The 22,118-nt window shown below is 72.2% G+C and carries 23 protein-coding genes; 14 read left to right on the plus strand and 9 right to left on the minus strand.

Annotation, left to right across the window (positions count from 1 at the left end; genetic code table 11):
• The first annotated feature begins 4 nt into the window (after positions 1 to 4).
• Positions 5 to 625 carry a LysE family translocator gene (locus ACIOD1_RS17460; protein WP_401903117.1) on the plus strand — a complete coding sequence of 207 codons (621 nt, stop codon included), beginning with the start codon at positions 5 to 7 and terminating at the stop codon, positions 623 to 625.
• An 87-nt stretch (positions 626 to 712) separates the two neighbouring features.
• Here ACIOD1_RS17460 and ACIOD1_RS17465 read toward each other — a convergent pair whose 3' ends face one another.
• Positions 713 to 1,198, minus strand: coding sequence for an HIT family protein (locus tag ACIOD1_RS17465; protein ID WP_401903118.1), 486 nt, complete (start codon positions 1,196 to 1,198; stop codon positions 713 to 715).
• Positions 1,199 to 1,624: 426 nt separating this feature from the next.
• On the opposite strand from ACIOD1_RS17465, the gene ACIOD1_RS17470 reads away from it, so the two are divergent.
• From ACIOD1_RS17470 to ACIOD1_RS17500, 7 genes are all read left to right on the plus strand, one after another.
• Positions 1,625 to 2,560 (plus strand): alpha/beta hydrolase, encoded by a 936-nt coding sequence (locus ACIOD1_RS17470; RefSeq protein ID WP_401903120.1) that lies wholly within the window; start codon positions 1,625 to 1,627, stop codon positions 2,558 to 2,560.
• Positions 2,553 to 3,836 carry an acyltransferase gene (locus ACIOD1_RS17475; RefSeq protein WP_401903122.1) on the plus strand — a complete coding sequence of 428 codons (1,284 nt, stop codon included), beginning with the start codon at positions 2,553 to 2,555 and terminating at the stop codon, positions 3,834 to 3,836. Before ACIOD1_RS17470 ends, ACIOD1_RS17475 begins: the two co-directional genes overlap by 8 nt.
• 10 nt (positions 3,837 to 3,846) lie before the next feature.
• Positions 3,847 to 5,229 (plus strand): sensor histidine kinase, encoded by a 1,383-nt coding sequence (locus ACIOD1_RS17480; protein ID WP_401903124.1) that lies wholly within the window; start codon positions 3,847 to 3,849, stop codon positions 5,227 to 5,229.
• On the plus strand, positions 5,226 to 5,897 hold the full coding sequence (locus ACIOD1_RS17485) for a response regulator transcription factor (protein ID WP_365615643.1): 672 nt from the start codon (positions 5,226 to 5,228) through the stop codon (positions 5,895 to 5,897). Before ACIOD1_RS17480 ends, ACIOD1_RS17485 begins: the two co-directional genes overlap by 4 nt.
• Before the next feature lie 87 nt (positions 5,898 to 5,984).
• Entirely contained in the window at positions 5,985 to 7,313 is a 1,329-nt protein-coding gene (locus ACIOD1_RS17490; RefSeq protein WP_365615645.1) for a histidine kinase, read from the plus strand.
• The gene (locus ACIOD1_RS17495) at positions 7,310 to 7,969 is read left to right on the plus strand and encodes a response regulator transcription factor (protein WP_365615648.1); all 660 of its coding nucleotides are present in this window, start codon (positions 7,310 to 7,312) and stop codon (positions 7,967 to 7,969) included. Before ACIOD1_RS17490 ends, ACIOD1_RS17495 begins: the two co-directional genes overlap by 4 nt.
• A 9-nt stretch (positions 7,970 to 7,978) precedes the next feature.
• Positions 7,979 to 9,196: a cytochrome P450 gene (locus ACIOD1_RS17500; protein ID WP_365615651.1), complete on the plus strand. Its 1,218-nt coding sequence runs from the start codon at positions 7,979 to 7,981 to the stop codon at positions 9,194 to 9,196.
• On the opposite strand, the gene ACIOD1_RS17505 is transcribed toward ACIOD1_RS17500, so the two are convergent.
• From ACIOD1_RS17505 to ACIOD1_RS17520, 4 genes are all read right to left on the minus strand, one after another.
• Entirely contained in the window at positions 9,193 to 9,822 is a 630-nt protein-coding gene (locus ACIOD1_RS17505; RefSeq protein WP_401903129.1) for a hypothetical protein, read from the minus strand. The genes ACIOD1_RS17500 and ACIOD1_RS17505 overlap by 4 nt on opposite strands.
• A gap of 116 nt (positions 9,823 to 9,938) precedes the next feature.
• A complete protein-coding gene (locus ACIOD1_RS17510) occupies positions 9,939 to 11,273 on the minus strand; it encodes a 2-isopropylmalate synthase (protein ID WP_401903131.1) in 1,335 nt (444 codons plus the stop codon).
• Between the two features lie 124 nt (positions 11,274 to 11,397).
• Complete coding sequence (locus ACIOD1_RS17515) at positions 11,398 to 12,975, minus strand: ABC transporter permease (protein ID WP_401903134.1); 1,578 nt, start codon at positions 12,973 to 12,975, stop codon at positions 11,398 to 11,400.
• Positions 12,972 to 13,865: an ATP-binding cassette domain-containing protein gene (locus ACIOD1_RS17520; RefSeq protein ID WP_401903137.1), complete on the minus strand. Its 894-nt coding sequence runs from the start codon at positions 13,863 to 13,865 to the stop codon at positions 12,972 to 12,974. The genes ACIOD1_RS17515 and ACIOD1_RS17520 overlap by 4 nt, the downstream gene beginning before the upstream one ends.
• Positions 13,866 to 13,952: 87 nt before the next feature.
• Between ACIOD1_RS17520 and ACIOD1_RS17525 the strand changes: the two genes are divergently transcribed.
• The 3 genes from ACIOD1_RS17525 (at position 13,953) to ACIOD1_RS17535 (ending at position 15,824) form a co-directional block, all read left to right on the plus strand.
• Positions 13,953 to 14,444, plus strand: coding sequence for a MarR family transcriptional regulator (locus ACIOD1_RS17525; protein ID WP_365616203.1), 492 nt, complete (start codon positions 13,953 to 13,955; stop codon positions 14,442 to 14,444).
• A gap of 169 nt (positions 14,445 to 14,613) precedes the next feature.
• Complete coding sequence (locus tag ACIOD1_RS17530; RefSeq protein WP_365615664.1) at positions 14,614 to 14,994, plus strand: VOC family protein; 381 nt, start codon at positions 14,614 to 14,616, stop codon at positions 14,992 to 14,994.
• 119 nt (positions 14,995 to 15,113) lie between these two features.
• Entirely contained in the window at positions 15,114 to 15,824 is a 711-nt protein-coding gene (locus ACIOD1_RS17535; RefSeq protein WP_401903140.1) for an alpha/beta hydrolase, read from the plus strand.
• A gap of 29 nt (positions 15,825 to 15,853) precedes the next feature.
• On the opposite strand, the gene ACIOD1_RS17540 is transcribed toward ACIOD1_RS17535, so the two are convergent.
• The gene (locus ACIOD1_RS17540; protein ID WP_401903142.1) at positions 15,854 to 16,669 is read right to left on the minus strand and encodes a diacylglycerol kinase; all 816 of its coding nucleotides are present in this window, start codon (positions 16,667 to 16,669) and stop codon (positions 15,854 to 15,856) included.
• 185 nt (positions 16,670 to 16,854) lie between these two features.
• Between ACIOD1_RS17540 and ACIOD1_RS17545 the strand changes: the two genes are divergently transcribed.
• Together ACIOD1_RS17545 and ACIOD1_RS17550 are read left to right on the plus strand one after the other, a co-directional pair.
• Positions 16,855 to 18,138, plus strand: a complete 1,284-nt coding sequence (locus ACIOD1_RS17545) for an adenylosuccinate synthase (protein WP_365615673.1) — start codon at positions 16,855 to 16,857, stop codon at positions 18,136 to 18,138.
• A gap of 162 nt (positions 18,139 to 18,300) precedes the next feature.
• Positions 18,301 to 19,506, plus strand: a complete 1,206-nt coding sequence (locus tag ACIOD1_RS17550; protein ID WP_365615676.1) for a serine hydrolase domain-containing protein — start codon at positions 18,301 to 18,303, stop codon at positions 19,504 to 19,506.
• Positions 19,507 to 19,521: 15 nt separating this feature from the next.
• Here the strand turns inward: ACIOD1_RS17550 and ACIOD1_RS17555 are convergent, their stop codons facing one another.
• Positions 19,522 to 19,761: a DUF397 domain-containing protein gene (locus ACIOD1_RS17555; RefSeq protein WP_401903144.1), complete on the minus strand. Its 240-nt coding sequence runs from the start codon at positions 19,759 to 19,761 to the stop codon at positions 19,522 to 19,524.
• Positions 19,758 to 20,594, minus strand: a complete 837-nt coding sequence (locus ACIOD1_RS17560) for a Scr1 family TA system antitoxin-like transcriptional regulator (RefSeq protein ID WP_401903146.1) — start codon at positions 20,592 to 20,594, stop codon at positions 19,758 to 19,760. The genes ACIOD1_RS17555 and ACIOD1_RS17560 overlap by 4 nt, the downstream gene beginning before the upstream one ends.
• A 124-nt stretch (positions 20,595 to 20,718) precedes the next feature.
• Between ACIOD1_RS17560 and ACIOD1_RS17565 the strand changes: the two genes are divergently transcribed.
• Positions 20,719 to 21,195 carry a hypothetical protein gene (locus tag ACIOD1_RS17565; protein ID WP_401903149.1) on the plus strand — a complete coding sequence of 159 codons (477 nt, stop codon included), beginning with the start codon at positions 20,719 to 20,721 and terminating at the stop codon, positions 21,193 to 21,195.
• Here ACIOD1_RS17565 and ACIOD1_RS17570 read toward each other — a convergent pair.
• Entirely contained in the window at positions 21,120 to 21,995 is an 876-nt protein-coding gene (locus tag ACIOD1_RS17570) for an alpha/beta hydrolase (protein ID WP_365615688.1), read from the minus strand. The genes ACIOD1_RS17565 and ACIOD1_RS17570 overlap by 76 nt on opposite strands.
• Positions 21,996 to 22,118 lie beyond the last annotated feature (123 nt).

A 22,118-nucleotide genomic window follows, 5' to 3' on the forward strand; every position in this document is an offset into this window, starting at 1 on the left:
CTGCATGTTCACCCAACTCCTCGTGGCGACGGGGGTGCTGGCCCTGCTGACGCTGGTACCGGGCCCCGACATGGCCGTCGTGACCCGGCGCGCCGTCCTGCGGGGCCCGGCCGACGGTTTGCGCACCGTCGGCGGGATCGCCGTCGGGCTCCTGCTCTGGGGCACCCTCACGGTCGCCGGGCTCGCGGCGCTGCCGGCCGCCTCGGGCGGCGTGTACCTCGCGGTCAAGCTCGTCGGGGCGGCGTACCTGTGCCTGCTCGGCGTGCAGGCCCTGCGGCGCGGGGGCGGCGGGGGCGCGGACGACGGGGATGACGGCGGATCCGGACGCGCCGGCGGCGGGTGGCGCACCGGGCTGCTCTGCAACGCCCTCAACCCGAAGATCGCCGTGTTCTACACCGGCCTGCTGCCCACCCTGGCGCCGCCGGGCCTGCGGCCCGCGGCGGGGATGGCGCTGCTGGTCCTGGTCCACGTCCTGCTGACCGTGCTCTGGCTCGGCGCGTACGTCCACGTCCTCTCCCGCGCCCGGCCCTTCTTCTCGCGCCCGAGCGTCCGCCGGACGATGGACCGGGTGACGGGTGCGGTCCTGATCGGGTTCGGGATCCGGGTGGCCGCCTCGGCTTCGTAGGCCTTGAGGACTATGAGGCCCCGTACGCCACGTGGGCCCTGTAGGCCCCGTGGGCCCTGTGGCTGCCCGGGGCTGCGGGCCGGGCCGTCAGCCGGTGAGCCGGTCCAGTTCTTCGGTGACGGCGGCGCGCAGCCCGTCGTGGCGGGGTGCCAGGGCGTGCCGTAGCCCGCGCCAACACTCCTCGTCCTCGTAGAGCCACACCGGACGGGTGAGCCGGTCCGCCGGCTCCCAGTCGTAGCGGGGCCAGATGTGCGCGTGGAGGTACGGGTCGGCGTTGCCCAGGATCTCGATGTTCACGCGGCGGAAGGCCGGGTCGAGGCGGGCGCAGGCACGCTCGACGGCCTCGGCGAGGCGGTCCAGGTCGGCGAGGTAGGCGGTGCGGCGCGCCCGAGGCAGGCCCGAGAGGCGGCTCACGGCGGGGTCGTCGACGAGCAGGAGCGAGTATCCGGGCAGGAACTGCCGGTCTCCGATGACGGCGAAGCCGGAGTCGAGACGGCGCAGGACGGTGGGGTTCTCGCCGCGGTGAGCGCTGCCGATGCGGTCGTCGCGCCAGTCGGTGCCGGTCTCTTCCATCCCCCGACCCTAGGGCGGTGGTGGGGTGTTGTGGGGCTGTTGCGGGTTTGGTGGTGGGTTTGGTTGTGGGCCGGTCATGGGGGCTGGAGCTGGTTCTCAGGTAGTGGTCGTCATACCTGAGAGCTACGTGTGAGGTCCGGTCCGCAGCGTGACGCGGGCGAGGGCTCCTGATTCCTAACTTCGTTACCAGAGCGTGCGATTGCCCGCTCGGAGCGAGGGACCAGGGAGAGGGCCGCCGTCATGAGCAGGGGGATCCGCGCCGCCGCAAGGGCAAACGCAGAGGCAGAGACAGCGGCAGAGACAGCGGCGGAAGCAGAGGCCGATGGAACCGCGCCCGCGACCGGGGGCGGGGTCGGGGGCGCCCGCAGGGGACGTGCGCGCCGTGTTCTGTTGGCCTGCCTCGTGGCCGGGGCAGTGGTGGTGCCGGTGACGGCGGCCGCTTCGCCGCCGGTCCCGGCGCCCGCGGCGGTGGCGTTCTCCGAGAGCGCGAGCGCTCAGGACCGCTACGCCGCGAATCTCGGCAACCTCGCGGAGGCGGTCCGGATGGCTCAGGACGCGGGGCGCGACGAGAGGGCGGCGAAGCTGCGGGCGATGGCGGCGCCGCCGCAGGGCCCGGGCCGGTTCCTCTCGTTCGACGGGCGGGGGCGGGGTCGGGCCGTGGAGGTGTTCGGGGATCTGGCGAGCGCCGAGCGGGTCGCCGTCCTGATACCCGGCTCGGACACCACCCTCGACACCTACCAGCGCTTTCGCGAAGGGGCGCTCTCCCTCCACGAGCGCCTCCGGGCCGAACAGCCCCGCTCGGCGGTGGTCGCCTGGCTCGGGTACGACACCCCCGAGACCGTCGGCACGACCGTCCTGACCAGCACCCGCGCCGAAGAGGCCGCCGCCGAACTGGAGCCGTTCCTCAGCCGGTTGCGGAGACTGGCCACGCCCGGGGTCCACATCTCGCTGCTGTGCCATTCGTACGGCTCGGTGGTGTGCGCCCGTACGGCGACCGGCCCTGAGGTGAGTGACGTGGTGCTCTACGGCAGCCCGGGCACGGGCGTCCCGTCCGCCGACCGGCTCCCGACCGGAGCCCGGGTGTGGGCGGGCCGGGGCAGCGGGGACTGGATCGGCAACGTCCCCCATGTCCGCTTCGCCGGGGTCGGGTTCGGCACCGATCCCGTGGACCCGGCCTTCGGTGCCCGGCCCTTCGCCGCCGGCGCCGTCCGGCACAGCGACTACCTCAAGCCCGGCACCCGCTCCCTCGACAGCCTGGCCCGCATCGTTCTCGGGCCTCCCACCACCACCCCGAGCACCCACACGAGCAACCCCGCGCGGAGCGTCCCCTCCGCCCTCGGCCCGGAGGCCCCTCATGCCTGAGCTCCGCTCCCGCTGGTCCGCCCTCGCGGACCGCGTCGACCGCGCGACCCCGGCCCACCGGGACCGGAGCGTGGACGCCCTGAGGGCCTTCGCGATCCTGGGTGTGGTGCTCGGGCACTGGCTGGTGACCGCGCTGAACGCCTCCGGTGGCGATCTGCGGGGCGCCAGTCCGCTGGCCCACATGCCCTGGCTGGCCCCGGTCTCCTGGGTGTTCCAGACCCTGGCCGTGTTCTTCCTGGTCGGCGGTCATGTCGCCGCTCAGGGGTACGCGTCGGCGCGGGCCCGTGGGGTGTCCTACGGGACCTGGGTGGGGCAGCGCCTCGGGCGGCTGTTCCGGCCGGTGGCGGCGGTGGTCGCGCTGTGGGCCCTCGTGGCGGGGGCTCTGCTGCTGGGCGGGGCGGGGCCGGACACCGTGCGGACGCTGCTCAAGTTGGTGTGGTCGCCCCTGTGGTTCCTGCTCGTCTTCGCGGCGCTGACGGCCGCGACCCCGCTCGTCGCCCGGCTCGCTCCGGTGTGGCCGGTGGCCGTCGTGGCGGGGGTGGATGTGTGGCGGTTCGGCTTCGGCGGGCCCGAATGGATCGGCTGGGTCAATGTCGCCGCCGGCTGGCTCGTCCCCTACACGTTGGGGGCCGCCTGGTCCCGGGGCGCGTTCACCCGGCGCCGCCCGGCCCTGTTCCTGCTGGGCGGGGGCGTGGCCGCCACCGTCGTGCTGATCGTGTGGGGCGGGTACCCGGCCTCCATGGTGGGGGTTCCGGGGGCGGCCGTCTCCAACCTGAACCCGCCGACGCTGGCCGCCGTCACCTTCGGCCTGGCCCAGTGCGGACTGGCCCTGCTGTTGCGCGAGCCGCTCGCGCGGGCCATGGCACGCCCTCGGACGTGGGCCAAGGTGGCCCTGATGAACCTGTCGGCCATGACCGTCTTCCTCTGGCACCAGACCGCGATGATGTCCGTCACCGCGCTGGGGATGTTGTTCTCCACCGACCTCCCCGGGCTGCACACCGCTCCGGACTCCGCCGGGTGGGTCGCGGCCCGACTGATGTGGCTCCCCGTGTTCGCCGCCGCGTTGGCCGTCTGCTGGGCCGCCTTCCACGTCTACGAGCAGCCCCGCGAACGCGGTGGCCGGGCCGGTCGTGTCATCCCGCTCCCGGGAACGAGCACGCCTTCGGCCACCGCAGCGACGGCGGCAACAGCCTTGTCCGGCACCGCTGTCGGGGATCGCCCGGCCCGGCGGGCACCCCGGCCTCCCTCCGGAGCCCGGGTGGGTTCCCGTGCCTAGGGTGGCCCGTGTGACCCATCAGCCCGCGCCGCAGAGCGCACTGTCGTCCTCCGGCCCGGCCGCGCACCGCGGCCTGACTCAGGAGCTGTTCACCCTGCGGCGTGACCCGCTCCCCCGGATGTCCCGGCCCCGCTGGCTGGCCCTGCTGCCCCACGTGCTGGTCGTCTACGTCGCCGTGTACTTCGCCTTCCTCACCAACATGCAGCTCGATGACAACTACGACGTCACCGGCGGCCCCGCCGTGGCCTTGTCCCTGCTGACCGGGGTGCCCATCGTCCTCGCGATGCTGCGCCCCATGGCCGGCTGGTGGCTGGGCCTGATCGCGGGCGCGCTGCTCGCCTGGACACTCCGGATCCAGGTCAAGCAGGATTGGGACTGGCCCGGCAAGCCCATCGACTACCCCGCCACGGCGGCCAACCTCCCGTACTGGAATGGGCAGCCCTGGCCTTGGATGCCGGTCGGCTACCTCGCCTACGCCGCGGTGATCCTGCTGGCCGCCCTCCGCGTGCCGGCCCGGATCACGGCCCTGATCGTGACCATCCCCTTGGCCGGCACGGGCCTGGTCGAGATCTCCCTCAAGCCGCAGGGCAGCTCATCCAGCTTCTTCGTGGCCGCCATCGCGTTCGTCGTCGCCGGCCTCCTCGGGTACGCGATGCGCGCGCTGCGACTGGCCCGGGGGCAGCTCGTCGTGCAGGAGACGCTGACCGAGGAGGAAAGGGCCCGCCGGACCCTGTTGGAGGAGCGCAGCCGGATCGCCCGGGAGCTGCACGACGTCGTCGCCCACCACATGTCGGTGATCTCCATCCAGGCACAGGTCGCACCGCACCTGGTGGAGAACCCGTCGGAGGAGCTGAAGGAGAACCTGGCGGGCATCCGACAGAACGCCCTCGAAGCGCTGACGGAGTTGCGTCGGGTGCTGGGGGTGCTGCGTTCCGAGTCCGCCGACGATCCCGCCGATCCGCATCACCCGCAGCCCACTCTGGCCGAGTTGGGCGCCCTGGTGGACAACGTCCGGGGGGCGGGGTTGGACGTCACCACCGAGGTGGCGGGCCTACGGCGTCCGCTGACGCCGGGGGTGGAACTCACCGCGTACCGGATCGTGCAGGAGGCCTTGAGCAACTGTCTCCGTCACGCCCCTGGTTCACGGGTGGAGGTGGGGATCGCCTACGGGCCGCGAGACCTGCACCTGTGCATCGCCAACACCGCCCCGACGCGGCCGGTCCCGGTCTCGCAGGGCGCCGGGCACGGGCTGCTCGGCATGCGGGAGCGGGCGGGCATGCTGGGGGGCGAGCTGGCCGCCGGTCCCCGCCCCGAGGGCGGCTACGAGGTGAGCGCCGTACTTCCCATGGACCCGCCCGGCGGCTCCTCCTCCGAACCGAAGAAGGACATATGAGCACTCCGATCCGGGTGATGATCGCCGACGACCAGGTGATGGTCCGGCAGGGATTCACCGTGCTGTTGAACACCCAGCCGGACATAGAGGTGGTCGGTCAGGCGGTGGACGGCGCCGCTGCCGTCGCGCAGGTGGCCGAGCTGGAGCCGGACGTGGTCCTGATGGACATCCGTATGCCGGGGATGGGCGGGATCGAGGCCACCTCCCTCATCACGGGCGTGCCGGGTTCGGCGGTGAAGGTGCTGGTGTTGACCACCTTCGACCTCGACGAGTACGTCTACCAGGCCCTGCGCGCGGGGGCCTCCGGCTTCCTGTTGAAGGACGCCTCGGCCGATCAGTTGGCGGAGGCGGTACGGGTGGTGGCGGCCGGTGAGGCCCTCTTGTCGCCGAACATCACCAAGCGGCTGCTCACCGAGTTCTCCCGGATGGGAGCGCCGCGGGCTCCCTCCAAGACGCGGATCGACGAGCTGACCGAGCGGGAGACCGAGGTGCTGTCGCTGATCGCCCAGGGCCTGTCCAACGCGGAGATCGCACAGCACCTGATCGTCGCCGAGCAGACCGTGAAGACCCATGTGAGTCGGATCCTGGTGAAGCTGGGCCTGCGGGACCGCACCCAGGCCGCGGTGTTCGCGTACGAGACGGGCCTGATCCGTCCGACGGGCTACTGAGGGCCCCGCGTAGTACTTGCGGGGGACCCCGGGAAATCCCCTTTGACGCCGACGCGGGCGAGAGAGCGGGCCGCCTACGGTTTGAACATGACCGAGACGACCCCCGGGGCCACCCCCCGGCCACCCGAATTGCGGATGGCTTCGGGCTTCATCCAGAGCCTGCGCGACGACCTCTTCACCGACGTGTTCCACTACCGGCCGCTCGCCCCGATGCCTACGAACGGGCGGATGATCCGGCACCTGCCGAAGTCGATGCGGGCGAATGCCCGCTTCCTTCCGCACGCGGTGGTGGCGGCCACGGCCTTCATCGTCGTCCCGCTGGCGGGGGTCAGCAACCTGGGTTCCATACCCCCGCTCCAGTCGCTGGTGATGGGGCTGATGGCCGCGGTGCCGGTCCTGCTGACCCTGGTGCGGCCGGTGGCCGCCTTCTGGGCGGCGCTGGCGGTCACCACGGTGCTCTCGATCTTCACTGACCGGGACATCACCTGGCCCTGGTCGCCGAGCACCTTCCTCGCCTATCTCGCCGTGGTCCTGTTCGTCGCGATGCGGACCCGCCCCCGGGTCGCCGCGTGGATGTGGGTCATCACCGTGGTCTACGGGACGGCCCTGCCCGCCCTGCTCGGTGACGACCGGGGCGTGGCGGTGGCGCCGATCGCCTTCATGCTCGCGATCGGGCTGTTGGCCATCACCGTCCGCAACACCCGCCGCGACGCGAAGCAGGAGGTCACGGCGCAGCTGGAGGTGACGGCATTCGAGCGGGACCGGCGCACCCTCTTGGAGGAGCGGACGACGATCGCCCGGGAGTTGCACGACGTGGTCGCGCACCACATGTCGGTGGTGGCGATCCAGGCGGAAGCCGCCCCGTACCGGGTGAAGAATCCGCCGCCGGAGCTGGAGGCGGCGTTCGTCACCATCCGGGAGAACGCGGTGGCGGCGCTGACCGAGCTGCGGCGGGTGTTGGGTGTGGTGCGGTCCTCGGACTACGAGGCACCGGACGCCCCGCAACCCACGTTGGCCTCGCTCGACGGATTGCTGGCCAATGTGCGGGAGGCCGGCCTGAGTGTGGAGAAGACCGTCACGGGTGCGGTGCGCGAGCTGCCGCAGGGTGTGGAGCTGTCGGCGTACCGGATCATCCAGGAGGCGTTGAGCAACAGCCTGAGGCACGCGCCGGGGGCGGTGGCCGCGGTGGAGGTCTCGTACGTGCTGGGCGGTCTGGGGATACGGGTCGTCAACGGTCCGGCGGTGGGGGACGTGGCTCCTTCGCCGGGGGCCGGGCACGGAATCACCGGGATGCGGGAGCGGGTGGCCATGTTGGAAGGGGAAATGACGGCCGGCGAGAGTCCGGAAGGCGGGTACGAGGTCGCGGTCTTCATACCGGTGTCCGCCCGGCCGCGACCGCAGGACGAGCCGTCATGACGATCCGGGTGTTGATCGTCGACGACCAGATGATGGTGCGTGAGGGCTTCTCCGTCCTGCTGAACGCGATGGAGGGCATCGAGGTGGTCGGGGAGGCGGTCGACGGCCGTCAGGCCATCGCCCAGGTGGCCGCTCTGCGGCCGGACGTGGTGCTGATGGACATCCGGATGCCGGAGATGAACGGTCTGGAGGCGACCCGGCAGATCGTGGCGGCCGACACGGACGCGAAGGTGTTGGTCCTGACGACCTTCGACCTCGACGAGTACGTGTACCAGGCCCTGCGGGCGGGGGCGTCCGGGTTCCTGCTCAAGGACGCCTCGGCCCGGCAGTTGGCGGAGGGCGTGCGGGTGGTCGCGGCCGGCGAGGCCCTGCTGGCCCCTTCGGTGACGAAGCGGCTGATCGTGGAGTTCTCGAAATTGTCGGACGCGCCGAAATCGCCCGATCCGGCCGGGGTGACGGAACTGACGGAGCGTGAGACGGAGGTCCTGGTACTGATCGCGCAGGGGCTGTCCAACGCGGAGATAGCGGACCGGCTGCTGGTGGCGGAGTCCACGATCAAGACCCATGTGAGTCGGATCCTGGTGAAGCTGGGCCTGCGGGACCGCACCCAGGCGGCCGTGTACGCCTACGAGACCAGGCTGGTGACTCCGGCTTAGGCTGCCGGGATGAAGTTCGATCCGTGGGACGCCGCCTTCGTCGCCGATCCGTACCCCGCCTACCGGGAGCTGCGGGCGCAAGGGCGGGCGGTGTGGTCGGAGGCGACCGGGCAGTGGCTGGTGCCGCATCACGCCGATGTGAGCGCCTTGCTGCGGGACCGGCGGTTGGGGCGTACGTATCTGCACCGCTTCGGCCACGAGGAGTTCGGGCAGGAGGCGCCTCCGCCCGAGCACGAGCCCTTCCACGTGCTGAACGGCAACGGCCTGCTGGACTTGGAGGATCCCGCGCACGCGCGGGTGCGCAGGTTGGTGGCGAAGGCCTTCACCCCGAGGACCGTGGAGCGGCTCGCGCCGTCCGTCCGCCGGCTGGCCGGGGAGCTGACGGACGCTCTGCGGGCCGCCGGAGGCGGGGATCTGCTGACGGCGGTCGCCGAGCCGCTTCCGGTGGCGGTGATCGCGGAGCTGCTGGGGATCCCCGAGTCGGACCGGGGGCTGCTGCGGCCCTGGTCGGCGGACATCTGCGGGATGTTCGAGCTGAAGCCGTCCCTGGAAACGGCTCGTCGGGCGGTGGCGGCGAGTGTGGAGTTCAGCGCGTACCTGCGGGAGCTGATCGCCGTCCGGCGCGGACGCCCGGGCTCCGATCTGATCTCCGGCCTGATCGCCGCCCACGACGACGACGGCCGGCTCAGCGAGCAGGAGATGATCTCCACCTGCGTCCTGCTGCTGAACGCCGGGCACGAGGCGACCGTCAACACGACGGTGAACGGCTGGTGGGCCCTCTTCCGTCATCCCGAGCAGCTCGAAGCCCTTCGCTCCGACCCCGGATTTCCGAATCTCGAAAAGTTATCCACAGCTGTGGATGAACTCATGCGTTTCGACACACCCCTACAAATGTTCGAACGCTGGGTGCTCGACGACATCCGGATCGGTGACACCCTGATCCCCCGCGGGGCCGAGGTCGCGCTCCTCTTCGGGTCCGCGAACCGGGACCCGGCCCGCTTCGAGAACCCCGACGACCTCGACCTCACCCGCGCCGACAACCCGCACCTCACCTTCGGCGCCGGCATCCACTACTGCCTGGGCGCGCCCCTCGCCCGCCTGGAACTGACCTCGTCCTTCGCCGCCCTCCTGCCCCCGGGCCTGCCACCCCCTCGCCTGGTCCGGGAGCCGGCCTGGCACGACGGGTACGTGATCCGCGGCCTGCGCGAACTGCTGGTGGAGTTCTAGAGCAGGCCGCGGAAGCGGGGCCGGTCGCGGAGGTGGGCGAGGTAGGCCTCCGCCGTCGGGTACGGGTGGTCCTGCGCCCCGTGGCGGTGGAGGGTCAGCCCGCCGTCCCGGTCCAGGCGCAGGGTGGTCGTGGCCCGTCGCCCCACGGCCGCGCCGGCGCCGGGGTCCGTGCCCGCCTCCGCACCCGCGTCATCGCCCAGGACGGGGGTCGACGGGAACATCTCCAGGGCCGCCGCGACGCAGCCGGCGGGCGGCAGACCGGTGCGGTTGGCGCTGGAGACGTACAGGACCGGGAACGGATCCAGTACGGGGAGCAGCGGCTCCCAACGGGTCCCGAACAACAGGGTCCAGCCGTCCTTGGTCGCCGGAGCCAGCCATTCGGGGCGCCCCGGACCGGTCCGGACGGGGACCAGCAGCGTCACCCGCTCCTCCTCCAACAACAGCCCGGCCAGGGAGGTGTGGCGGTCCGACAGGTCCAGTACGCCCGCCACCTCGGCGAAGGTGGCCCGGTCGTGGGACCAGAGCGCGACGGCCTGGCCGGCGGGCCGCCCCTTCGCGGTGTTGACGGCGGACGGATCGGTCCCCGCCACGACGTGCGTCAGCGGAGCCGGGTTGGGCAGGACCACCCCCGCCCCGCGCCCCAACCACCACCGAGCCGCATCCCCACCCACGGCCCCACCCACGGCCCCGCCACTGGCCCCGGCCCCGGCCCCGGCCCCGAACCCTTCCCCCGTGCCCGCGTTCACGAGGCAGCTCCCGTCGCATCGGCCGAGCCGTGCAGGAGGCCGTCCAGGTAGGCGGCGAAGGCGGCCTCGTCCACGACGGCCCGCCCCGTGCGGAAGGCCCGGGCCTTCACCCAGGCCATCGCGGCCCGCGCCTGCCCGGCGTCGAGGGTGTGCCCGAGTCGGGCGGCGACGGCGGTGACCACGCGGGCGCTGGCCAACTGGGTCGGCACCACCTGGGGTTCGATGCCGAGGAGACGCTCCGGATCGAAGGGCTGGAACAGCTCGGGGTGCACGAACGGAGTGCCGGTGGAGATGCTGCCCACCCCCGAGCCGACGATGGGGGTGGTCACGGTGAGCGGCACCCCGGTCTCGTCCGACACCATCCGGGCGATCCCCGGGAGCCGGGTCAGATCCGGCTCGGTCCACCACGGCCCACCCCCGTCACCCCCCACCCGCGCCCCGGCCCCCGCCAACCCCACCGACCCCGCCACGCCCACCGACCCCACCAACCCCGCCGCCCCGAGTCCCAGCAACTCACGCGTCCGGTCCGCCCGGTAGGCCAGCAGGAAGAGCAGTTGCTCGGTCGCGACCATGCCGCTGCGCTCCGCCAGGCCCAGCCAGGCGCTGGACAGCACCCGGACCCCGGCCCGCAGCGCCCCGAGGGTGTTGGCGAGCCCCAGCCCGAGGTCGTTGTGGAGGTGGGAGGCGAGCACGGTGTCCGCGCCGGCGGCCGACCGGACGGCCGTGAACATTCCCTCGACCTGCTGCGGCAGTTGCTCCCCCACCGTGTCGGCGAGGACCACCACGCCCGCTCCGGCGGCGGTCGTCTCCGCCGCGTACCGGCCCATCAGGCCGTGGTCGGCGCGCGAGGCGTCGGCGAAGCAGACGTCGAGGGCCACGGCGTCGTCCTGGTCCCGGGCCGCCTTGACCAGGTCGACCGCGGCGGCCAGCGCCCCGGCGGCACCGGTGTGGGTCATCACCCGGGCCATGGCCTCGGAGGCCGGCGCCACGACCATCACCCGGGCGTGCGCGCTCCCCCGCACCGAGGCGACGGCCTGGCGTACGTCGTCCCGGGTGGCCCGGCACACCGCGGCCACGCTCACCGCGCCCTCGGCCTCCCGCGCGACCCGCCGTACGGCTTCGAACTCCTCGGCGCACACGGCCGGGAAGCCTGCCGCGAACACCACGTGGCGCGGCCCGTCCGCCCCGAAGATCCGCCCCTGTTCCCGTGCCAGCCGGACCCTGAAGTCGGCGCCCATCAGGGTCTTCGCCTGCGCGCCGTCGCGCGCCGACTCCTCCCACAGCACCACGCGGCCCGCCGAGGCGGACTCCCGGACCAGATCTGCGCCCATCACACGTACGCCCCGACTGCCGTGCCCTCCCCCGGCGGAGGGCAGTCCGTACGGCAGTACATCCCGCCGGCGATCGGTGTACGGGCGATATTCCGAGGATGCCCACGCGGCCGTGCGGGCCGGTCTACCCTGCGAGGTCGCGGCGGCGCAGCGCGGCGAGACCGGCCGCCGTGAGGACCGCGGCCACCGCCGTCAGGGCGAGCAGCACGGTCCAGTCCGGACCGGCCGGGCCCGGGAGTTTGGGCAGGTGGGCGAAGGGCGAGAGGTTCAGCGCCGCCCGGGGGAGGTCGAGGGCCGGGCCGACCCAGCCGAGGGCCAGCAGCACCCCGGCCACGCCCCAGGACGCCGGCGCGAGCCTCGGGGCGAGCCCGTACAGCAGGACGGTGACGGCCCCGACCGTCCACACCGCCGGGAGTTGCGCCAGGCAGGCCCCGATCGTCGGGCCGACGGCGGAACCGTGGCCCAGCCCCAGCCCGACCCCGGCCACCGCCAGGATCAGCGCGGAGCCCCCGAAGGCGACGGCGAGGTACCCGCCGGCCCAGCGCAGCCGCCCCACGGGGCCCGCGAGGAGCGGCTCGGCGCGCCCGGAGGTCTCCTCGGCGTACGGGCGCAGCGCGCAGGAGACCACGTACAGGGCGGCGACCAGCCCGAACAGCCCGGCCATGGCCGCGAGGAAGGCTTCGGTGAGCCCGCTCTGGCCGCCCATCCGCTCGATGATCCGACGGGTCTTCTCGTTGCCGCCGACCACCTCGGCGGCCCCGCTCGCCATCCTCCCGAAGGCGGTCCCGGCGGCGAGGAAGGCCGCGCTCCAGCCGAGGAGGCCGCCGCGTTGGAGCCGCCGGGCCAGCGCGCCCGCCGACCCGAGGCGTCCGACGGCGGGACCGGGCCGGGCCGGCAGGAAGCTCATGCCGAGGTCCCGGCGTCCCGCGAGGACGTACGCGGCGCACGTCGAGACCGTCGCGGCGGCGGCGAACAGGGCGAGCACCCACCAGCGTTCGCCGGCGAAGGGCCGTACGTACTCCACCCAGCCCAGCGGCGACAGCCGGGTCAGGGCCGACTCCCCGCCGGGCGTGCCCGCGTCCCCGGCCGCCTTCAGGACGTACGCGGCGCCCAGCGCGGCGGCCGTGAGCCCCTTCGCGGCCCGGGCGCTCTCCGTCAGTTGCGCGGCGACGGCCGCGACCCCCGCGAAGACCAGCCCGGCGCCCCCGATGGCCGCGCCCAGCGCGAGCGCCCCGGCCGCGCCGTGACCCGCGAGCCCGCCGGCCACGAGCAGCGCGAGGGCCGACTCGGCCACGAGGGCGGCCAGCAGCGCGGCCGTGAGCGGGGCCGCGCGCCCCACCACACCGGCGCGGAGCAGTTCCTGACGACCGCTCTCCTCCTCCTCGCGGGTGTGCCGTACGACCACGGTGAGGCCGGTCACGGCGGCGAGCAGCGCCCCGTAGACGCCGATGCGCCAGGCGGTCAGGGCGCCGAGGGAATCCCCGAAGACGGGCCCGTACAGGGCGCGCATGGAGCCGTTGGCGTTCATGGAAACGGCGGTGGCGGCCCGTTCGGCGGCGGTCCCGTAGACGGCTCCGAGCGAGCGGGGCATGCTCACCACCAGTCCCGCCGTGGCGAGCACCCACACCGGGATCAGCACCCGGTCGCGGCGCAGGGCCAAGCGCAGCAGGGCGCCGGTCCCGGCGAGCGGAGTTCCCCTCATGGCCGCGCCCCTTGCGCGTAGTGCCGCAGGAACAGTTCCTCCAGCGTGGGCGGGGTCGAGGTCAGCGAGCGGACGCCGGAGGCGGTCAGGGAGCGCAGTACGGCGTCCAGTGCGCCGGCGTCGACCCGGAGGCTGACGCGCAGCCCGCGCACGTCCACGTCGTGCACGCCGGGCAGCCGCGCGAGGCCGTTCGGCGGCGCGGACAGCTCGGCGGTGAGGACCGTACGCGTGAGGTGGCGCAGCTCGGCGAGGGTGCCGCTCTCCACGGTGCGGCCGGCGCGGATGATGCTGACCCGGTCGCAGAGGGTCTCGACCTCGTTCAGGACGTGCGAGCTGAGCAGGACGGTCCGGCCGGCGTCGCGGGCCTCGGTGACGCACCTCTGGAAGACCTCCTCCATGAGGGGGTCGAGGCCCGAGGTGGGCTCGTCGAGGACGAACAGTTCGGCGTCGGAGGCGAAGGCCGCGACGAGGGCGACCTTCTGCCGGTTGCCCTTGGAGTACGTACGGCCCTTCTTGGTCGGGTCCAGTTCGAACCGCTCGATCAGCTCGGCGCGCCGGGCCGGGTCGAGTCCGCCGCGCAGCCGCCCGTGGAGGTCGATGACCTCGCCGCCGGAGAGGTTGCGCCAGAGGGTGACGTCGCCGGGCACGTAGGCGATGCGGCGGTGGAGGGAGACGGCGTCGGCCCAGGGGTCGCCGCCGAGCAGGGTGGCGGTTCCCGCGTCGGCGCGCAGCAGGCCGAGGAGGATCCGGATGGTGGTGGACTTGCCGGAGCCGTTGGGGCCGAGGAAGCCGTGCACCTCGCCGGGGGCGACGTCGAGATCGAGCCCGTTCAGAGCGGACGCGCGGCCGAACGACTTGTGGAGTCCGGCGACGCTGATGGCCTTCGTCATGCTTCCGAACGTACGCTACTTTCACAAAATTATGAAGGTCGGGAAGGATGTGAAGTCTGGCGTAGAGTCGGTGGGGTGGCGGAAGCAATGGACGTACGGGACGAGGAAGCGGTCTCCCGCTTCGTGGAGCGGTTCGCCGCGCAGCTCACCGAGGCGGGCATGCAGCGCATGGCGGCCCGGGTCTTCGCACGGCTCCTCGCGAGTGACGGCGGAGCGATGACCTCGGCCGAGCTGGGCGGATCGCTCCGGATCAGCCCGGCGGCGGTCTCGGGCGCGGTGGCGTACCTGACGCAGGTCAACATGGTCAGCCGGGAGCGCGAGCCGGGCTCCCGCCGCGACCGCTACGTCCTGCACAACGAGCTCTGGTACGAGACCTTCACCCGCCGGGACCAGGTGCTCACCCTCTGGGAGAAGACCCTGCGCGACGGCGCGGCCGGCCTGGGCGAGGGCACTCCGGCGGGGGCGCGGGTCGCGGAGACTGCGGCGTTCTTCGAGTTCCTCCAGGGCGAGATGCTCCTCATGATGGACCGCTGGCGCGTCCACCGAGCCACCCTCGACCTCGACCTCGACCTGCCGTAACGCGGGCCGGTGGCGGCCGAGGCGTCGCAGAGTTCGGTGTCGCGGAACTCCACGGCGCCCGGGGTCTCCTCGACGTGCGCCCAGGCCGTCCCGTCCGTTCGACGGGTGCCGGCCCCGGGGGGACGATGAAGGAGGGGTCCCCGCAGGTCGACATGTCGAAGGACCGGTCATGTTCGAAGACACCAAGGCATTCAGCGGGTTCTCGGTGAACGACATCGCCAGGGCCAAGGCGTTCTACGGCGACACCCTGGGCCTGCGCGTCTCCGAGGAGAACGGCATGCTCCTCCTGCACCTCGCGGGCGACACCACGGTGTTGGTGTACCCGAAGGACGACCACGCGCCCGCGAGCTTCACCATCCTGAACTTCCCCGTGCCCGACGTCGCGGCGGCGGTCGACGCGCTGACCGCGCGCGGGGTCGACTTCGAGCGGTACCCCGCGTTCGCCGAGGGCACCGACGACAAGGGCGTCGTCCGCGACCCGAGGGGGCCGACCATCGCCTGGTTCAAGGACCCGGCCGGGAACGTCCTGTCCGTCCTCGAACCCATGTGACCCGCCGACGCCCGACCCGACACCGCCAGATCCGTTGCGCCCGCCCCTGACCCGCTCGATGCCCGGCCCCCCGAGCCCCCTCCGTGTCTCCTCCGAGCCCCCTCCGAGAAAGGCCCGTCATGGCCGACACGTCCAAGCCCGCCATCGTCCTCGTCCACGGCTTCTGGGGCGGCGCCGCCCACTGGGCCAAGGTGATCACCGAACTCCACCGACGCGGCTTCGAGGACCTCCACGCCGTCGAGAATCCCTTGACCTCCCTCGCGGACGACGCCGAGCGCACCCGGAAGATGGTCCGCCAGATCGACGGACCGGTCCTGCTGGTCGGCCACTCCTACGGCGGCGCGGTCATCACCCAGGCGGGCACCCTGGCGAACGTGGCGGGCCTGGTCTACATCGCCGCCTTCGCCCCCGACACCGACGAGAGCCCCGGCGCCCTCAGCGAGCAGCGCCCGCCCGCCGCCTTCGCGAACATCGCCCCGGACTCCGACGGCTACCTCTGGATCGGGCGGGACGTCTTCCGCGAGAGCTTCGCGCAGGACCTCTCCGAGGAGGAGGCGCGCGTCATGGCCGTGACCCAGAAGGCCCCGCTCGGCTCCACCTTCGGCGACCCGGTCACCGGCGAGCCCGCCTGGCGCGCGAAGCCCTCCTGGTACCAGGTGTCCACCGCCGACCGCATGATCCACCCGGACACCGAGCGGATGATGGCCGAACGGATCAACCCCCGCAAGACCATCGAGCTGGACGCCTCGCACGCCTCCCTGGCCTCACAGCCCGGCCCCGTCACCGACCTGATCGAAGCCGCGGCCACGGACCTCGCCGCCTCGCGCTAGGTCAAAACAGCCGGGTCGAACCGGCCGGGTCAGGACGGCCAGGTCGTCTCCTTCGGCAGTGTCAGCGACCACGCCCCCGCCCGCCGGGTCCACGTACGCCTGCGCACGGGCCCGGCCGGGGCGTGGTCGGCGCGGTAGCGGAAGTCCGACCCGGACACCGTCACGACCTCGGCCCGCCCCGTCAGCGGTCCGGATCCCGCCACCCGGACGACGACCTCCACGGCGCCGCCGCCCTGCCCGGTCCGTACGGCGACGTCCTCGACCGGCTGGTCCAGGTCCACCAGCACCACCCCGTCCGCCTCCACCCGGAGCCGGTACGCCAACGCCTCCGGCTCGGGCCGCAGCGTGCGCAGCAGGGAGCGGTACGTCCCGCCCCAGCGCGACGGCGGCGCGGAGCGCGGCAGCCGCGGGATCCGCAGCCCGCCCAGCACCACCCCGTCGCTGTCGTCCACGAGGAGGTCCAAGGGCCGCGGGATCCCGTCCAGGGCGGCGCGCGCGGCCAGCACCGCCGACAGCGGCACGCCGAGCGACCGGGCCAGTGACAGGGAGGCCACCGGCCCCACCGGAACCAGCGAGACGGTCGCCTCCCCGAGCCCCCGTTCCCGGTGCAGCAGGCCCACGGCGCGCACCAGCGCCCGATCGTCACCCACGATCACGGGCCGACGATGGCCCCGGCGGGCGAGGGCCCGCGCGAATTCCTCCTGCGAATCGGGAAGGCAGATTTTCGCCGATGCCCCCGCTGACAACACATCCTTCGCGATTCGCACGGACTCGCCGTCAAGACGGCGGGCGACCGGGTCGACGAGCACGAGCAGGCCGCCTACCGGCGCACCCGCTTGGCTCATGGCGGGCTCTGGAGCCGACACCTCGGTCCTTCCTCGGGTAGCATCTTTGTGCAAGAGGCCCTTGCGCTATTGCGCCAGGGCCTTCGTCTATTCCGGGGCACCCGGTCCGACGGCTCAGCCTGCGGTGTACATCGTCGTACGCCCCCTGACCTTGGACATGCCCCATCCGGAAGAGGTGTACGCCTGTGCCCGCTCTTGTGCTGCTCGGAGCTCAGTGGGGTGACGAGGGCAAGGGAAAGGCCACCGACCTGCTCGGTGGATCCGTTGACTATGTAGTGCGCTACCAGGGTGGCAACAACGCCGGCCACACGGTCGTCGTGGGCGACCAGAAGTACGCGCTGCACCTTCTCCCTTCCGGCATCCTCTCCCCCGGATGCACCCCGGTCATCGGCAACGGTGTCGTCGTCGACCCGGCCGTCCTGCTCTCCGAGCTGCGCGGCCTGAACGAGCGCGGCATCGACACCTCGAAGCTGCTGATCAGCGGTAACGCGCACGTCATCACGCCGTACAACGTCACCCTCGACAAGGTCGGCGAGCGCTTCCTCGGCAAGCGGAAGATCGGCACGACCGGTCGCGGCATCGGCCCGACCTACGCGGACAAGATCAACCGCGTCGGCATCCGGATCCAGGACCTCTACGACGAGTCGATCCTCACCCAGAAGGTCGAAGCGGCGCTGGAGGGCAAGAACCAGCTCCTCACGAAGCTGTACAACCGCCGCGCGATCGAGGCCGGCGCGATCGTCGAGGAGATGCTCCAGTACGCGGAGCAGATCAAGGGCTACGTCGCCGACACCACCCTGATCATCAACAACGCGCTCGACGAGAACAAGGTCGTGCTCTTCGAGGGCGGCCAGGGCACGCTGCTCGACGTCGACCACGGCACGTACCCCTTCGTCACCTCCTCGAACCCGACCGCCGGTGGCGCCTGCACCGGTGCGGGCGTCGGCCCGACGAAGATCAGCCGCGTCATCGGCATCCTCAAGGCCTACACCACGCGTGTCGGCGCGGGTCCGTTCCCGACCGAGCTGTTCGACGAGGACGGCGAGGCCCTGCGCCGCATCGGTGGCGAGCGCGGTGTGACCACCGGCCGCGACCGTCGCTGTGGCTGGTTCGACGCCCCGATCGCCCGCTACGCGACCCGCGTGAACGGCCTGACGGACTTCTTCCTCACCAAGCTGGACGTGCTGACCGGCTGGGAGGAGATCCCCGTCTGCGTCGCGTACGAGATCGACGGCAAGCGCGTCGAGGAGCTCCCCTACTCGCAGACCGACTTCCACCACGCGAAGCCGATCTACGAAACCCTCCCGGGCTGGTCCGAGGACATCACGAAGGCCAAGACCTTCGCGGACCTCCCCAAGAACGCCCAGGCGTACGTGAAGGCCCTGGAGGAGATGTCGGGCGCCCCGATCTCCGCCATCGGCGTCGGCCCCGGCCGCACCGAGACGATCGAGATCAACTCGTTCCTCTAGGCACCAGGCCCCACCGCACACCCCCGAAGGGGCGGGACGCCCACGCGTCCCGCCCCTTCGGCGTGCCCGCCGAGAGGCCACGGGGCCGACGCGCGCCTTCACCCACTCGGCCCTAGCCTGAGAAGTGCCTTCCGGCTCCCCCGGACGACAGGAGGCTGTGCGGTGAACCCAACCCTCGTACGTCTGCGCCGGGCCTGCGTGGCTGCCGCCGCGACGACCGCCCTCATCACCCCGTTGGGCGCGAGCGCCGCATACGCGGCCGCCACTCCGTCACCGTCCGCCGACAACGGGTTCGTCGAGCTGACGCCGGCCGTCAAGGCCAAGCTGGACGCGGCCATCGCCAAGACCCTGCGCGAGACCAAGGTCCCGGGCGCGGTCGTGGGCCTGTGGGCCCCCGGCAAGGGCAGCTACGTGAAGGCCTTCGGCGTGGCCGACAAGGCGACCGGCGCACCGATGAAGACCGACCTGAACTTCCGCATCGGCAGCGAGACCAAGACGTTCACGGTCACGGCCCTGCTCCAGCTGGTCGACCAGGGGAAGGTCGGCCTGGACGATCCCATCGGAAAGTACGTCTCCGGCGTCCCGAGCGGCGACAAGATCACGCTGCGGGAGCTGGCGGGCATGCGCAGCGGGCTCTTCAACTACAGCGAGGACCCCGCCTTCGACAAGGCCCTCCTGACGAACCCCGACCGCGTCTTCACGCCGAAGGACCTGCTCGCGTACTCCTTCAAGCACCCGGTGAACTTCGCTCCGGACGCCAAGTTCGAGTACTCCAACACCAACCTGATCCTGCTCGGCCTGGTGATCGAGAAGATCACCGGCCGGCCGCTGCGCGAGGTCATCAACCAGGACGTCCTCGTGCCGGCCAACCTGGGCGGCACCCTGTTCCCGACCGGCAAGCAGTACCCCGACCCGCACCCGCAGGGCTACACGAACCAGAGCCTCTCGGGGAAGATCGTGAACTCCACGAACTGGGACCCGTCCTGGGCCTGGGCCGCCGGAGCGATGATCTCCAACCTCCATGACCTGCGCAGTTGGGCGAAGACCGTCGCCACGGGCACCCTGTTGAAGCCCGCGACCCAGGCCGAGCGCCTGAAGACACAGCCCATCGGGGTCATCCCCGGCGCCTCCTACGGCCTGGGCATCTTCAACGTCCAGGGCTGGATCGGCCACAACGGGTCGATCCCCGGCTACGAGACCCTGACCGTCTACCTCCCCGAGGCCGATGCCACGATGGTGATCGAGCTGAACACCGACGTCACGGTCGGCGGCCAGGAACCGAGCACCCTGTTCGGCGAGGCGGTCACCTCCATCGTGGCCCCGGACCACGTCTACCCGGGCCACAAGCCGACCGATCCCAAGAACTGACACCCGGCCCGGGACCTACGACCCCGCCGCCCACCCGGCGAAGCCCGCCCACGCGGCGGGGGCGAGGCTGAGGGTGGGCCCGGGATTCTTGGAGTCCCGGACGTGGACGGCGTGGGGACAGGCCGCGATCTCGACGCACGCGCCGCCGCTGGAGTCGCTGTGGCTCGACTTCCGCCAGGTATAGGCGACCTCGACGCATTGGCCGCCCGCGTCGCTGCTGTAGCTGGACTTGAACCACCGCAGGGGGGTGATCATTGTCGCTCTCCCGCCAACCGCTCGATGAGGCCCAACGATTCACGTGGACCAAGGGCCTGTGCGCGGATCTTCGCATACCGCTGTGAATACATGCTCACCTTGGCCGGGTCACTGATCACGAGGCTCTCGTCCTGGGCTTCCATGTAGACGAGCCGTTCGTGTTCAGCGGTTTCCAGGAGCGTCATTCCTCCACGGGCGCCGGCATGCTCGCCCGAGAAGCCGCATTCGAGCGGCAGAACCTGGACGGTGACGTTGCGGCGCCTACCCAGGTGAGCCAGACGCGTCAGCTGGGCACCCATGACGGTGGCGCAGCCGATGCCCCGCGCCAGCGCCGACTCGTCCAGGATCAGCTCGATGAGCATCACGGGATCCCGTTCGAAAAGCGCCGTGCGATCCATCCTGGCCTCGACCAGCTCCTCGACCCGATGATCCGACAGGACGGGATAACCGCCGGCGATGAGGGCATGGGCGTATTCCCTCGTCTGGAACAGCCCGTTGATCACGTGAGGCTCGTACACCGACAAGGTCAGGGCCTTCTCTTCCAAAGCGATGTAGCCCTGGAACTGCACCGGGTACTTGTCCAGTCGGACCAGCTCGCGAGCGGCCTCGAACACACCCAAACCCGCACCGATGTTGGCCTCCAGGCCAACCAACATTTCGTCGCTTGCGGGCTGCGCACCCGTCTCCACCGCGCTGACCGCCGCCGCCGAGTAACCCAACAGGCCGCCCAACTCCTTCTGGGTCAGCCGCTCCCGTTCACGGAACGCCTTCACCAAATGCGCCACCAGCCGGGCCGCGCCCCCCGCCGATTCCTTGTTCGCCGACTTCGCCATCGGATCACCCTCGAACTCAACCGAACTCAACCGAACACGACCAGCGCAGCCCGAGTTTCTACCATTCAGAGCCCTTGAGTCCACGCCCTGGAAAACGGTAGTGCCGGCCCACCACCCTTGACCCATGAACACTGAAAGTGACGCCCCCAACTCCCCCGCCCCCAGCTGGGTTCCGGCCGACGGGGTCGCCATCCGCAAGGCCGGGGTGCTGTTTGACGCGCTACGTGTGGACGGTGACATGGGAAGGGATCTCGCCGATCTCCTCGTCATGCTCACAGGGGGTGACCCCGGGCCGATCCTTGAGCAGAGCAACGGGCGGCGGCCGGTCTACTTCCTGATCCCGGTCGGGTCCGCCCAGTACCGGATGTGGCCGCCCGGGTTCACCCGGCTCACCTCGGGCCCCCGGCGGACCACGTACCTGCCCGTGCCGTGCCTCGACGGGGCTTGGCCGCTCGCTTGGCGGTGTCCGCCCACCCACGAGGCCCGCTTCGTGCACGCGCTGCTCCTGCACCGCGCCGTCGGGCTCTACCAGGCCAGCTGGGAGATCTCCTCGCAGACCACCGCGCAGGCGTCCGCCGCCGGGTCGATCAGCGGGAAGTGACCGACCCCGTCCAGGAGGGTCAGGCCGACCATCTCGCCCGCCTTCGCGGCAGCGGCCACGTACGACTCCGCGACCGCCTCCGGGACCACGATGTCCTCGCGCCCCTGGACCACGGCGGTGGCGATGCCCGTCGGGAGGAGGGCGGCGGGGTCGGCGTGCGGGAGGCGGGCCGCCCAGTGCTCCGGTCCGCCCAGGAGCTGCGCGGACGCGCCGCCGCAGACGTCGAGTTCCTCCGCCACCGCGAAGTCCGCGATGGGGGCCAGTGCCACCACGCCCCGCAGCGGCGGCGGGGAAGGCAGCCTCCACGGGGAGCCGGCCGGCAGGACGTGCCGGGCGGCGGCCCACAGCGCGAGGTGGCCGCCGGCGGAGTGCCCCGTGACCACCGTGCGGTGCGGGTCGGCGGCGGGGAAGGCGGCCGTGACCAGGCGCGGCAGGGCGTCCATGGCGGCGGCGACGTCGTCGAAGGTCTCCGGCCAGCGTCCCGCCACCGGGCCGCCGGCGCCCTGGTGCGGCAGCGAACTCCCGCGTCGGTACTCGACGTTGGCCACCGCGAAACCCCGCCGGGCCAGGAAGTCCGCGAAGGGGGTGACGTGGTGCCGGTCGTAGGGGGCCCGCCAGGCCCCGCCGTGCAGCAGGACGACCAGCGGCGCCGGACCGGCCGGGTCCCCGCGCGGGGCGTAGAAGTCGACGACCTGGTCGGGGTGTTCCCCGTACGAGGCGCTCGCGTCCGGAGCCACCGGGGGGTGCGCGAAGGCCGAGGCGGCCTCGGCGGCGTCCCGTTCGACTGCGGGGTCCGTCATCGGGCCAACCTCTCGGGTAACGCGTGGGACAGCGGGGACAGATGTTCCGGTTGTTCCGGTCATCCGGCAGAGCGGGACCGTATCAGCCCGGAACCCGCCGCCAACCGCCGGGACGGGCCCGTA

This window comes from Streptomyces sp. NPDC088097, from assembly GCF_044741845.1.
GTDB lineage: Bacteria > Actinomycetota > Actinomycetes > Streptomycetales > Streptomycetaceae > Streptomyces.